Below are 13,062 nucleotides of genomic sequence, written 5' to 3'. Positions count from 1 at the left end.
AATTATTTATATAATAATTTTCTACACTCAATTTTGTCAGATGTTCTTACTTCCAAAATGTAAAGGGCTTGGGCAATGTTTGAAGGAAGTGGTAGGTGGCTATTACCTGCATCAACCTGTTTGGTTTTAGTCCAGATAATTTTCCCACTCAGATCAATTATCGACAAGTTTAATAAGTCTGATGTATTCAATTCTATGTTAAGCTGCGGTCCTGATTCAGAATATAAAATATTGGTAAAACTCTCATTCGGGTAATCAACGTGAGCAAATGAATGTGCTAGATAAGTAGTTGTTCCATCAACATCTGTCTGCAATAGCTGAAACTCATAAAATCCGTCTTGTTCAGGTATCCAGTATATATCATAACTAGAACCTGTATTTTGTAAGTAAGATTTTACTTTCGCTATTTCAATGAAATCAGAAGTTGTATTATAATTTTTTGCTTTGATAATAAATTCTTTATTGTTCTTTTCTGTTGCAGTTATCCAACGAAGATTTATATTGTCAGCCTTTGAATCATAAGATGCTATGAAATTTAACAATGTTACCGGCAATGGTGTGCAACTTCCAGGATACCATCTGATATCAAAAGGCCCATAATAGGCATTGTCACCATCCAGGATAAGATAGTATCTGGTGCCTGGGGTGAGGTTGACGAATTTATAGGTATAATTATTGGGATAATCAATTACATTACAATCAATTTTTGTATAGGGGCCACCACAGTTGCCTTTTACCACTCCGGTTTGAACTCTTGTGAAGCTGCGGATATTTAGACTGTCATTTGGACAAGAAGCTATCCATGTAAACCAGGCAGAATTTTCGGTATATCCGCTACTGCACACGAAGCTTCCATTAATATCTCCATAAGAAGGTAGTTTTGCTCCGTATTCTACATTGGTTCCTGAAACATATGCATCATTGATTGCTGAATTCACAAGATTAATAGCTCCTGAACAATCATCATTCGAAGCAGCTGGTTTTGTATAGTTATTACCAAATTTAATACTCCAACTGGTGATCTGATTAGTATAAATTGAAAAAACCTGAGCTATTCTTCCTAATAACCTCCATTGTCCATTAGGACTGGTTCCGTCATTGACAGAATTTATACTAGCCATAGGTAGAAATGATGTTGGAGAAGGCGGGGAGGAGGCATTCCAAAATCGGATTTCAGTGTTGGAAGGATTCATGTTAAATATAAATGTTCCTGCTACATTCCCATTCCCGTTCCGAATATTGCTTAGTTCTATGATTCTTCCATTGGGAGAAACAAGAAAAAGTTCCATCCGGGTGAATTGCTGAGTATTAAAGGTTATCTGAACCTCCTCCAAACCAAAAGGATTTCCATCTATATCCGGCAGCCCGGTAACATTTATCGGATTTGAGAGGAAACTGGGAGTGGTACCATTAGCAGGAATATTAGCAGTTGTATTATTCGTAAATGTCTGACCTTTCATTATCATCGGAGAAATGAAAAGTAGAAGGAGGGAAATGTATCTTATGACAGTCATTGCAGATATAATTTTAGACCGATTCATACATATAGAGCACTCTAATTTAAAATAAAGAAACTGTAAAAAATAATTTATTTTTTCGTTACTTTTTGATTCTCAAAGTGTATAGCATTTTCTTATGAGGGGTTTGTAGGAAATGGATTTAAAAAAATATTAAATTCCGCCTTTGGTTAAGGTAAATCAAGTAGGGATTTAAAATAAAGTTTTATGAATATTAGTTACAGGAAATTTGAAGCAGCAGACAGAGCTCACGTTGTGTCAATGATTCAGGATTTTTATAACGATGACCCGTCAGGAAAAAACAAAACTGAAGAGCAGATATATAAATCCTTTGAAGCTTTTGAAAAACATCCGGATTACGGATTAATAACTATATTTAATGATGGTGACAAAATTGTGGGGTATTGCATTATAGTCAACTTCTATAGTAATGAATATGGCGGATTGATCCTGAATATAGATGAGCTTTATATTATTCCTGAGTATAGAGGAAAAGGGATTTCAACTGATTTTGTGAGGTATCTGAAGGAAAGAAAAGATCTGGAATTTGTAGCAATGGAGTTAGAGGTGCTCCCTTATAACGCAAGAGCACTGAAGCTGTACGAGAAGCTGGGATTTGTTAAGTCAGACAGGTCATATCTGATGCTTAAGAAAGCTAAAAGCTAAAAGCTTAAAGTATGAAATAAAAAAAGGCGACCCGATATCGATTGCCTTTCTTTGTCAATATGCTATTATTAATATTTGGTTAATATGTATGTAGGGACGTTTAATATCTAGAATAGCAACCTCCAATGATTTAACAAGAACTACTAGTTTTTCCAGTGTGTATGGAAATATTTATCAGGTGTATCAATTCTTTGATACGTGTGTGCACCAAAATAATCTCTCTGTGCCTGGATAAGGTTCGCTCCTGAATTCAAGGTCTTCAGACCTAAGTAATAATTGAGAGCCGAAGATAACACAGGTAAAGCAATATCGTTTGATAGTCCTGTTGTTATTACCTGAGTAAAATCTCTTTGTGCATCAATTAATTCCTTCTTAAAAGAAGGAGCTAGAACAATGGACTCTTCATTAAGAAAAGTGGTCGCAATTTGTTCCATTAATTCAGACCGGATAATACATCCATTGGTCCAGATACGCGCGATTTCAGAGAGGTTTAGATTCCATCTGTATTGAACAGATGCTTCTTTTAATAAATGAAATCCAGTTTCATGATTTATTATTCTTGCAGCTTTGTATGCATTTTTTATTTTATCTGAAAGAGAGTCTTTCAAGTTATCAGTTATAGCAAGAGGGCTACTGTAAGTTGAGCTTATTTGTTGTCTGTATGACTTAAAAGAAGAAAGGGCTCTGGCCATTACAGCTTCTGATACAGTTGAAAATGGAACGCCTAGATCCATGGCGGCTGTGGTTGACCAGCCCCCGGTTCCTTTCTGGGCGGCTTTATCCAGTATTTTATCTAAAAGTAAAACCCCGTCTTCTTTTTTTCTCAATATATCAATCGTGATTTCGAGAAGATAACCATCCAAGCCATCATGCTGCCATTGTGTGAATAAATCAGCAATTTTTTCAGCAGGATAAAGTGAGTAGTAGCGAAGAAGAAAATAGACCTCTGTCAGAATCTGCATTTCAGCATATTCAATACCATTATGAACCATCTTGACAAAATGTCCTGCGCCTTCTTCTCCGATATATGTTATGCAAGGTTTTCCCTGTTTGTCTTTGGCGGCGATGAGTTCAAGATAACTGCTGATTTTATTATATGCATCCTTATCTCCTCCAGGCATTATTGACGGTCCTTTACGGGCACCTTCTTCTCCTCCGGAAATACCAGCTCCGATGAAATGGATACCCAGCTCATTAAGCTGTTTGGTTCTTTTGTTGGTGTCTTTATAAAATGAATTGCCGCCGTCAATGAGGATATCGCCTCTGTCAAGCACAGGTAATAGTTGATCTAATTGCTGATCAACTGCAGAACCTGCTTGTATCATCAATAAGATTTTTCTTGGTTTTTCAAGAGATATAACAAAAGCCCTAAGATCATCAAAACCACTCATAACGGTTTTAGCGCTTTGTTCCTTCACGAAATCAACAGCGATATTTTCTTCAGAACCGGTTATGTGTCTATTATATACTGAAACGTTAATTCCTTTTTCTGCCAGATTTAAAGCAAGGCTTTTGCCCATTACTCCGAGTCCAACAACTCCAAATTGTGCTAATGAATTCATACCTTCAATTTCTTTAAAATTTCCTGAACGATCAAATCGGGGGTGGATGAAACATCTATATGCATGCCGTATTGAGGTCTTTCTAATAAACTGAATTGAGAGTTCAATAATGTGGATGGCATATAGTGTCCTTCTCTGCAATCTAATCTTTGCTTAATAATGTTCATATTACCGTCAAGAAATATCCATGTAACCAGTGTTTGGGTTGATAATAATATTTTTCGGTATTCTTCTTTTAATGCGGAACAGGCTAATACAGCTCCACCGGCCAATTCCCATTTTACAAGGTTTTCTGAAAGAGTTGTCAGCCATGGCAGACGGTCCTCATCTGTAAGAGATGTTCCGTTTGACATTTTTTTTATGTTGCTCTCCGAATGGAAATCATCGCCATCAAAAAAAGGTAGGTTCAAATGTGATGAAAGCAACTTTCCAATAGTTGTTTTTCCACATCCTGAAACACCCATTATTATATAAATCATTCTGAAAGTTAATGAAAATAATAAAACCTGGATGTAGTTTAGGATGGAATAGAATTGTTAATATACTTTGGGTAAGAACGAAATAAGATTAGGTTTTAAAATCTTTATTCTTTATTTATTGTTGATACATAAAGCGTAACGCAGTAAATTTAGGTATGAGTAAAGAGCCCAAGAAACCGGAAAAAATATTTTATGTATGTACTGGCAGTAAGTGCAAAAAAAGAGGGGGGAAGCTGATCCAGAAAAGTCTTAAAGGATTAATAAAAGAAAATAAATTAAGAGGTTTAGCCGTGATAAAGACTGGCTGTACTGATAGATGTAAATTAGGGCCTGTGGTTTGTGTGCAACCGGAAAATTCCTGGCACTTTTTTATGGATGTGCAAAAAGCCGCCGGACTGTTAGAAGAGATTCCTGAAGAAGAAAAAAATAAGGAGTAGTTCAAAAGCTACTCCTTATTTTTTTACTGACGACGTGAATTAGTCATGAGTATATTTAATGTCCGGGATCTTTTTATCGATCATATAGGTTCCAACGCCTTCTTCTCCTATCACCTCAAATAGTTCAAGAGCTCTTCTGAAAATGAACTCTTCTTCTATTTGTTCTTTCAGGAACCATTGCATGAAATTGGCTGTGGTATAATCTTTTACTTTGTAACAAACATCAACTACCCTGTTTAATGCCTGGGTATTTGCAATTTCCTGCTCTAGTCCGCCTATAAATACAGATTTTAATGATTCAAAATCTTGAGGTATTCCAGCAACTTCCGGAGAGAATGCTTTTCCACCAACATCATTCACATATTTAAAGATCTTAAGCATGTGCTCTCTTTCTTCTCCAGATTGCTTGTAGAAAAATTCTGAACTGTATAAAAATCCATGCTGATCGCACCAGGAAGCCATCGCAAGGTATAATGCTGAAGCTTTTGCTTCTAATTTTATTTGCTCGTTGAGGATGTTTTCAATTTCCTCAGTAAGGGATGTTTTTTGTCTGACAATGTCTCTCATATTCTCTACTTTACTTTTACAGAGGTTGTAATTTTTACAAAACGGGGCAAATAGATAATAGTTTACCCTAGGAGTCAAGGTAAATTAATCTTTTATAAAAAACAAAATATGAGATAAAAAAATTAAACTGTTACGCGATAAAGTCTTTCAAATAGTATGCTATTCAACTCCATCATTACTTTTGCTCCGTTTAGTAATTCTTTAAATAGAATGACTTCCATAGGGCTAAGAATGAATACGCGATTGCTCCCGCAAGGACAGACAATTTCAATATCGGATGAAGTATCCGGATTTGAAAGCATTTTCGCAAGGTCAATCTGGTTGATGCGCTTACGAAGAGAAAAGAAACATGGAAATTTAAAAGAAGAGGTTTGTCCTGCAAATTCAAGAAGAAAATTACCTTCCTTATCGCATTGATAAACAGCACCATGTGCTGTCGCAAAAATCTCTTTTAAATATGTTTGTGTTGCTTCCATTTGATTACTATACAAAGATACTTATTTAATTAGACTTGTTCCAAATAATTAATTAGAATTTTTCTAAATAGTTTTTGTGTTTTTTGAATTGAGGTAAATTGTTGATTTATAGTTTGTATGAAATAAAAAGGCTCCGGAGTTGCCGGAGCCTTAAAGTTCTCAAAACAAAAATAATGTCTAATTATTCTCAAGAATTTGGAATAATTCATCAAGTTTTGGAGACAAAATGATTTCTGTTCTTCTGTTTTTTTGTCTTGCTTCTGCAGTTTTGCCTTCAGCTACAGGAGAAAATTCAGATCTTCCGGAAGCTACAATTCTTCTTGGATTGATTCCTGAAGTGCCCAAAATACGGGCAATCTCAGTAGCTCTTAGCACACTTAGGTCCCAGTTATCCTTCATGCCTCCAGTGCCTTTGGATACAGGTACATCATCTGTATGACCTTCAACTAATATGTTAATGTCATTTTGATCTTTCAATGCATCAGCCAGTTTTTTTAATGCTTCTACACCTTTTTTATCTACGTCCGTGCTACCTGATTTGAATAAAAGCTGTTCACTAAGTGAAACATATACTTTTCCGTTTTTCACATTTACAGATAAGTCACTTTCTTTAAATGAAAGCAAAGCTTTACTTACCTTATTTTTCAGTTCTGTTACAGCTTTGTCCTTTTCTGCCATTACTCTTTCAAGCTCTTTTACTTTAGCTTCTCTCTCTTGCAAATTAGCTTGAAGTTCATTTACTTTCTTCTCAGCATCAAAAAGATCTTTTTCTCTTTTGGAAAGGTCTTTACTCATTCTGTCTATGTCTGAAGAGCTTTGAGACTGTAGTCTGTCATGATTTCTTAATAGTTGCTCGTAAGTATCATTCAGGTTTTTATAATTGCGTTGAGTTTTCCTTAATACGATACCTGTTTGGGTTGAGTCATCTATTAGTCTTCTCCTTTCTTTAGAAAGACTATCAATATCCAGTGAATATTTTGAATTCATTGCTTGGGCAGTTTTAAGCAATGCATCACATTCCGATTTCTCGGCTTCCAGAGCAGACTTCCTAACATTTAGATCATCAAATTTCTTTTTCGTAACACAAGAAAATGCTGTGCATGTAATAAGGATCCCGATAATTTGTTTTTTCATATAGTATTCTGGTGTTTTAAAAATTTTGTAAATTTTTTCCTGGGCTTTAATGCTCAGTGTAATGATTTATCTTAAAGAAATCAAAAATCTTTGAAATTATATAATTCTGTTCTTCGTCTTTCATCTCATAAAATAAAGGTAAGCGGATTAAACGGCCGCTTGCTGATTCGGTTACAGGAAGAGATCTTCCGTCATGTTTATTCATAAAGAATGGACTTAGATGCAGAGGTAGATAATGAAAAACAGCTTTAATTTTTTCTAGATTAAGAAAATCAAGCAAAGCATTGCGGTCTTTTTCATCCTTACAGAGAATATAAAATAATTGTCCATTCATCGTAGAGCCCTCAGATAGTACAGGTAAAGTAACTACTGATAACTCCTGCAGAGGTTTAAGTTTCTGAAAGTAATGATTCCAGAGGGTTATTCTCCTTTTTAGTATGGTATCCATATTTTCAAGCTGGGCATAAAGAAATGCTGCTATAATTTCAGATGGTAAATAAGAGGAACCAATATCCACCCATTCATATTTATTGATTTCTCCTCGAAATAACTTTGCTCTGTTGGTACCCTTTTCTCTAATAATTTCAGCACGATCATAATACTGAGGGTCATTGATAATCAAAGCCCCACCTTCCCCTGAAATGATATTTTTAGTTTCATGAAAAGATAATGTACTAAGTTGACCAAAAGAACCTAGAGCTTTTCCCTTATAATAGGAGTCGATAGCCAGGGCGGCATCTTCAACAAGAGCAATTGAGTGCTTCTGAGTTATTGCTGATATTTTTTCCATATCACAGGAAATACCTGCATAATGCACTATCACTAAAGCTTTTGTTTTTGGCGTAATCAGAGCTTCGATCTTACTTTCATCAATATTAAGGGTGTCTGGTCTTATTTCTGCAAAAACAACTTTAGCACCTCTTAATATAAATGCATTAGCGGTAGATACAAAGGTGAAGGAAGGCATAATCACTTCATCACCTTCTGAGATGTTAAGTAGGATAGCGGTCATTTCCAGTGCATCGGTACACGAGCTAGTGAGAAGAACTTTCCCATATCCAAATCTTTTTTCCAGTAATGACTGCGAAAGTTTACTAAACTTCCCATCTCCGGAAATCTTTCCACTTTCTACTGCTTGACGTATATATTCTAATTCCTTTCCAATGATGAAAGGCTTGTTATAAGGGATCATTAATAACCATTAAAGCTAATTCAAGTATACTTTAATTAGCAGTTACAGATATTTCAATAAAAGCTAAGTAGTAGTTCGTGTTAAAATACAAAAACAAATTAGATAAGTAAAAAATCCAAAATGTAATAACAAAATTTTATTTTTAAACTTTCATCTTAATTATTTTAAAGCTCTAAAACAATCTGATATGTACAATCAACCAATGTTAAAAGAAGGCTCGCTGAAAGGTAAGGTAGTTCTGGTTACCGGTGGAGGAACCGGCCTCGGCAGGTCTATGAGTAAATATTTTCTGGAACTTGGAGCCAAAGTAATAATTGCCAGCAGAAAATTGGATGTTCTGGAAAAGACTGCCGAAGAGCTAAGAACCGAAACTGGAGGTGAAGTACTTCCAGTAGCTTGCGATATAAGAAACATTCTGGAAGTGGAGAATTTATTGAGTGTAATAAAGTCAAAATTTGGAAAAGTAGATATTCTCGTTAATAATGCCGCCGGAAATTTTATTAGTCCGACTGAGAGACTTTCCAGTAAGGCCTTTGATATTGTCGTGGACATTGTTCTAAAGGGTACTTATAACTGTACACTGACTTTTGGAAAAGATTGGATAAAGGAAAAATTGAAAGGTACAGTATTAAATATAGTAACTACCTATGCCTGGACTGGTTCTGGATATGTTGTTCCTTCTGCCATTGCGAAATCCGGAGTACTTACGCTCACAAAATCTTTGGCCGTAGAATGGGGTAAATACGGTATCCGCATGAATGCAATAGCTCCGGGACCGTTTCCCACCGAAGGGGCATGGAGCAGATTATTTCCTGAAGAGGTTAGTAAAAAGATAGATTTAGTAAAAAGAATTCCATTGGGCAGAACTGGAGAACACCAGGAATTGGCCAATCTTGCCGCATTTTTGGTATCTGATTTTTCATCTTTTATAAATGGAGAAGTGGTGACGATAGATGGAGGAGAATGGATAAAAGGTGCAGGGGAGTTTAGTTTTCTTGATGAAATTCCAACAGAAATGTGGGATATGATAGAAAAGAAAGTAAGAAATAAATAAATAAAGGATAATCTTTTATAATACTGAGTAATACAATTCTCTGGGAACTTTGAGTACTTCACTGCGTAAAAGAATCTTATTGATAATTATTAATCCAATTCATTATACAATAAGATGAAAAAAAGTTTTTTTACACCTTCTTTGATTGTGGTTTTAACCGGTTTATTGTTATTCTCTTGTGGGAAAAAGGAAGATGAAGTAACAGATCAAGATGTTTCTGCCGCTACGGATTATAATTTCTCCCAAAAGGAATTTGATGATATTTTGAAAATAGGACAGGATGCTCTTGAAGCTAATAACCTGAGGACTTCAGGTACTTGCCCCTCATATTCCTTCATTGGCAGTGATTCTTTGATTATTGATTTCGGCACGGGTTGTACTTTTAATAATAGAGAAAGAAGTGGGAAAATTAAAATTCAATATAGTGGCAAATACAACACAAAAGGCTCAGTTATAAAGTTTTCACTGGATAACTATTTCGTAAATGGCAATCATATTGAAGGAGAGAAGACTGTTACAAATATCACAGATGTACTTCCTTCTTGGTCTGTAAAAGTTGTCAACGGTAAAATAACATTCGAAGATCAAAAGGTGTCTTACTGGAATTCCGAAAGGGTAAGAACTTTTGTTGCTGGCTATGATTCAAAGGCGATTTTGACTGATGATGAATACACGGTATCCGGAACAGCGACAGGTATTAGCAGATTTGGTGAAGATTATACAGCTTTGATTACGAAACCTTTATTGTATTATGTTTCCTGTTTATTTATTGATAAAGGCTTGGTTTATCCTGTTTCCGGTACAATTGACATTACCCCTGAGGATAAATTGACAAGATCAGTGGACTTTGGGGAAACAGATTGTGATAAAATTGCAAACATTACAGTTGGCGGAAAAAAAAATGTGTTTTTGCTTCCTCCAAAATAAAAACCTACAAGTTTGAAAGCCTAAAGCAGAGAATTTAATCTTCAGCTTTAGGCTTTTTGCTTTCATCTTCTTAACACTTACCAATATTTTTTTCCAAGCCTTTCTCCAGCTCCGATTTTTTAATTTTAACAAGGAAAATAAAGCCAAGGACATTATTAAAGTTATTACAGCAAAAGGATTTTATATTTTTTTAAATTATTCTTTGACTTCTGGAAAAGAACAGAAGTTTACCTGAAAAACATCGAAAAAAAATAATGAATATTTGAAAAAGTATATTTCTCAATATCAGAAGATAAGGGATGTTAAGTGAATTTTCTTCCCCCAAAACTTGAAGAAAAGTTGAAAAAAGTTTTGTAATTGTTTGGGATGAATCGAAAATCTTCTACCTTTGCAGTCCCAAACATCAAATAAGGGAATTTGTCCGATGGTGTAATTGGCAACACGTCTGATTTTGGTTCAGAAGAGTCCAGGTTCGAGACCTGGTCGGACAACACCAAAAAATAAAATTGATCCCGGCTTGCAAAAGACCCGGGATTAATTTTTTAAAGGAAAAAGGGAATTAATCATATATGTCTTACATAAAGCTCTTCTCCGGAACTAACTCCAAATACCTGGCAGAAAAAATCGCTAACTATTACGGAAAACCACTTGGTGCTGTAACCCAGCAAAGATTCAGTGATGGTGAAATATACGTTTCATTTGATGAATCTGTCAGAGGTTATGATGTATTTCTGATTCAGTCAACATTCCCAAATGCAGACAACCTTATGGAGCTTCTGCTTATGGTTGATGCTGCTAGAAGAGCTTCAGCGGCTTATGTAACTGTCGTTGTGCCATATTTCGGTTATGCACGTCAGGATAGAAAAGATAAACCAAGAGTACCAATTGCTGCTAAACTTGTAGCAAATCTTCTTTCTGCTGCAGGCGCTGATCGCCTTATGACCTGTGATCTTCATGCAGGCCAGATACAAGGATTTTTTGATTTTCCTGTAGATCACCTGGATGGTGCAGCTATCTTTATTCCTTATCTTAGATCTTTAAATCTTGAAAATTTAATATTCGCTTCTCCAGACGTTGGTGGTGTGGCAAGAGCAAGAGGGTTTGCGAAAATTATGGAAGTGGATCTTGTTCTTTGTGACAAGCACAGAAAAAGAGCAAATGAAATTGCTTCTATGCAACTTATAGGTGATGTTGAAGGTGCAAATGTAGTTCTAGTGGATGACCTTGTCGATACAGGAGGTACATTGTGTAAAGCGTCTCAAATTATCATGGAAAAAGGCGCAAAAAGTGTAAGAGCAATTTGTACACACGGGGTACTTTCTGGAAAAGCTCTGGATAATATCGAAAATTCAGTTTTAACGGAGCTTGTTATTACAGATACACTTCCATTAAAGAAAGAATCACCAAAAATCAGAGTGCTGACAGTTGCAGAATTGTTTGCAAAAGCAATCAGAAAACTTCAGGATAACGATTCTATCAGTTCGCTATTTATTATTTAATTAAATTATAAAACACAATGAATTCATTAGAGATTATAGGGTTTAAAAGAGCAAATCTCGGTAAAAGAGAGTCTAAGCAGCTTAGGCTTGATGCTAACGTGCCATGCGTACTTTACGGTGGTGAAAATCAGGTTCATTTCTATGCGCCGATGTTTCTTTTCAGAGACCTTGTGTACACTCCAAATGCTTACAAAGTAGATCTAACTGTAGAGGGTAAAAAATATTCATGCATTCTTCAGGATATTCAGTTCCATCCTGTTAATGATATGATCCTTCATGCGGATTTTCTTCTTTTGAAAGAGGATAAAGAAGTTAAAATGGATGTTCCGGTTAGAATCACTGGTACTTCTCCTGGTGTTATGAAAGGTGGAAAGCTTATTTCTAAAATCAAGAAAGTGAAACTTAAAGCACTTCCTAAAAACCTTCCTGACTTTATCGAAGCTGATATTTCTTCTCTTGAAATCGGAAAGTCTTTGAGAATTTCTGATCTTAAAACAGGAAACTATGTTTTCTTAAATAACAAAGCACTTCCTGTAGTTAGCGTAGAAACTACAAGAGCACTAAGAGGAGCTGCTGAAGAAGAAAAGAAATAAGTAAGTAATTAATTTTATAATTTTAAATCCTATTTGTCTTTGACAGATAGGATTTATGTTTTTATAGATATTGGTAAATCATCATTATGAAATATTTGATTTTTGGTTTGGGAAATATTGGTCCCGAGTATGAGCTAACAAGGCATAACATTGGATTTTTGGTGCTGGACCGGCTTGCAGATAAGGAAGGATTGAAGTTTCGGTCTGATCGATACGCTTTTGTAACGGAATATAAATATAAAGGCAGGACACTCTTACTTATAAAGCCTACTACCTTTATGAATCTGAGCGGTAAGACTGTAAACTACTGGATGAAAACCGAGAATGTTTCTGCTGAAAATATTATGGTAATTACAGATGACATAGCTTTGCCTTATGGTACTTTAAGGATGCGTAGTAAGGGGTCTAATGGCGGACATAATGGTCTTGGAAATATTCAGCAGGTATTGGGCAGTGAAGTTTATCCGAGATTGCGTTTTGGAGTTGGTAGTGAATTTTCTAAAGGACGTCAGGTTGATTATGTATTAGGGAAATTTTCATCCAAGGAGTTTGATGAGTTGCCTATTTTTATGGATAAGGCTATAGACGGAATTCTCGCATTCTGTACCATTGGAATTGAAAGGGCTATGAATACTGTAAATACTAAATAAGGGGTTTTGGAATGGAAAAAGCATTGTAATAAAACGGAGGAATAGCGTGGGGCTGAGGGAAATTTCTGGCCGAATCATGTGTCGATTTTTTAATATCTCCTGATTATTTATAGTGTAGGGTAGCATAAAAAAAGACCCCTTAGATTTCTCGAAGGGGTCCCCAGGTAAAAAGATATTAAAAAAATATAAAAAAAATATCAAAAAGATTTGAGTTTTTATTTTCAGTCCCTAATTAAGACTTACAATATATAGATACATTTCACTTGTGAAAGGTTGTAGGTAATTGCAGTAATTTTTTTAATAAATATG

The 13,062-nt window shown here is 35.3% G+C and carries 14 protein-coding genes and 1 tRNA gene; 8 read left to right on the top strand and 7 right to left on the bottom strand.

Going from position 1 to position 13,062, the window contains the following annotated elements; all coding sequences use genetic code 11:
• Positions 1 to 2: 2 nt before the first annotated feature.
• On the bottom strand, positions 3 to 1,514 hold the full coding sequence (locus tag K350_RS0111685; protein WP_211236738.1) for a T9SS type A sorting domain-containing protein: 1,512 nt from the start codon (positions 1,512 to 1,514) through the stop codon (positions 3 to 5).
• 210 nt (positions 1,515 to 1,724) lie between these two features.
• Between K350_RS0111685 and K350_RS31075 the strand changes: the two genes are divergently transcribed.
• Positions 1,725 to 2,183 carry a GNAT family N-acetyltransferase gene (locus K350_RS31075; RefSeq protein ID WP_051313068.1) on the top strand — a complete coding sequence of 153 codons (459 nt, stop codon included), beginning with the start codon at positions 1,725 to 1,727 and terminating at the stop codon, positions 2,181 to 2,183.
• Between the two features lie 143 nt (positions 2,184 to 2,326).
• Here K350_RS31075 and gndA read toward each other — a convergent pair whose 3' ends face one another.
• Positions 2,327 to 3,745, bottom strand: a complete 1,419-nt coding sequence (gene gndA / locus K350_RS0111675) for an NADP-dependent phosphogluconate dehydrogenase (protein WP_245598625.1) — start codon at positions 3,743 to 3,745, stop codon at positions 2,327 to 2,329.
• Positions 3,742 to 4,224: a gluconokinase gene (locus K350_RS32870; RefSeq protein WP_028980070.1), complete on the bottom strand. Its 483-nt coding sequence runs from the start codon at positions 4,222 to 4,224 to the stop codon at positions 3,742 to 3,744. Before K350_RS32870 ends, gndA begins: the two co-directional genes overlap by 4 nt.
• 155 nt (positions 4,225 to 4,379) lie before the next feature.
• Between K350_RS32870 and K350_RS28425 the strand changes: the two genes are divergently transcribed.
• Positions 4,380 to 4,661, top strand: a complete 282-nt coding sequence (locus tag K350_RS28425; RefSeq protein WP_051313067.1) for a (2Fe-2S) ferredoxin domain-containing protein — start codon at positions 4,380 to 4,382, stop codon at positions 4,659 to 4,661.
• A gap of 39 nt (positions 4,662 to 4,700) precedes the next feature.
• Here the strand turns inward: K350_RS28425 and K350_RS0111660 are convergent, their stop codons facing one another.
• The 4 genes from K350_RS0111660 to rffA all read right to left on the bottom strand — a co-directional run bounded on the left by K350_RS0111660 (position 4,701) and on the right by rffA (position 8,030).
• Positions 4,701 to 5,228 (bottom strand): ferritin, encoded by a 528-nt coding sequence (locus tag K350_RS0111660; RefSeq protein ID WP_028980069.1) that lies wholly within the window; start codon positions 5,226 to 5,228, stop codon positions 4,701 to 4,703.
• A 122-nt stretch (positions 5,229 to 5,350) separates the two neighbouring features.
• On the bottom strand, positions 5,351 to 5,704 hold the full coding sequence (locus K350_RS0111655; protein ID WP_028980068.1) for a hypothetical protein: 354 nt from the start codon (positions 5,702 to 5,704) through the stop codon (positions 5,351 to 5,353).
• A gap of 177 nt (positions 5,705 to 5,881) precedes the next feature.
• Positions 5,882 to 6,838 (bottom strand): OmpA family protein, encoded by a 957-nt coding sequence (locus K350_RS0111650; protein ID WP_028980067.1) that lies wholly within the window; start codon positions 6,836 to 6,838, stop codon positions 5,882 to 5,884.
• Between the two features lie 46 nt (positions 6,839 to 6,884).
• On the bottom strand, positions 6,885 to 8,030 hold the full coding sequence (gene rffA, locus K350_RS0111645) for a dTDP-4-amino-4,6-dideoxygalactose transaminase (RefSeq protein ID WP_028980066.1): 1,146 nt from the start codon (positions 8,028 to 8,030) through the stop codon (positions 6,885 to 6,887).
• A 187-nt stretch (positions 8,031 to 8,217) separates the two neighbouring features.
• Between rffA and K350_RS0111640 the strand changes: the two genes are divergently transcribed.
• The 6 genes from K350_RS0111640 (at position 8,218) to pth (ending at position 12,753) form a co-directional block, all read left to right on the top strand.
• Positions 8,218 to 9,084 (top strand): SDR family oxidoreductase, encoded by an 867-nt coding sequence (locus K350_RS0111640; RefSeq protein ID WP_028980065.1) that lies wholly within the window; start codon positions 8,218 to 8,220, stop codon positions 9,082 to 9,084.
• Between the two features lie 114 nt (positions 9,085 to 9,198).
• Entirely contained in the window at positions 9,199 to 10,011 is an 813-nt protein-coding gene (locus K350_RS31070) for a hypothetical protein (protein WP_051313066.1), read from the top strand.
• A gap of 418 nt (positions 10,012 to 10,429) precedes the next feature.
• A tRNA-Gln gene (locus K350_RS0111630) sits at positions 10,430 to 10,502 on the top strand.
• Between the two features lie 78 nt (positions 10,503 to 10,580).
• A complete protein-coding gene (locus tag K350_RS0111625; RefSeq protein ID WP_028980064.1) occupies positions 10,581 to 11,510 on the top strand; it encodes a ribose-phosphate pyrophosphokinase in 930 nt (309 codons plus the stop codon).
• Between the two features lie 17 nt (positions 11,511 to 11,527).
• Positions 11,528 to 12,103, top strand: coding sequence for a 50S ribosomal protein L25/general stress protein Ctc (locus K350_RS0111620; protein WP_028980063.1), 576 nt, complete (start codon positions 11,528 to 11,530; stop codon positions 12,101 to 12,103).
• Between the two features lie 86 nt (positions 12,104 to 12,189).
• Positions 12,190 to 12,753, top strand: a complete 564-nt coding sequence (pth, locus tag K350_RS0111615) for an aminoacyl-tRNA hydrolase (RefSeq protein WP_028980062.1) — start codon at positions 12,190 to 12,192, stop codon at positions 12,751 to 12,753.
• The last annotated feature ends 309 nt before the right edge of the window (positions 12,754 to 13,062 follow it).

Source organism: Sporocytophaga myxococcoides DSM 11118 (assembly GCF_000426725.1).
Lineage (GTDB): Bacteria > Bacteroidota > Bacteroidia > Cytophagales > Cytophagaceae > Sporocytophaga > Sporocytophaga myxococcoides.
Note: the sequence above shows the minus strand (reverse complement) of the source record. Positions and strands in the feature narration are given on the sequence as shown.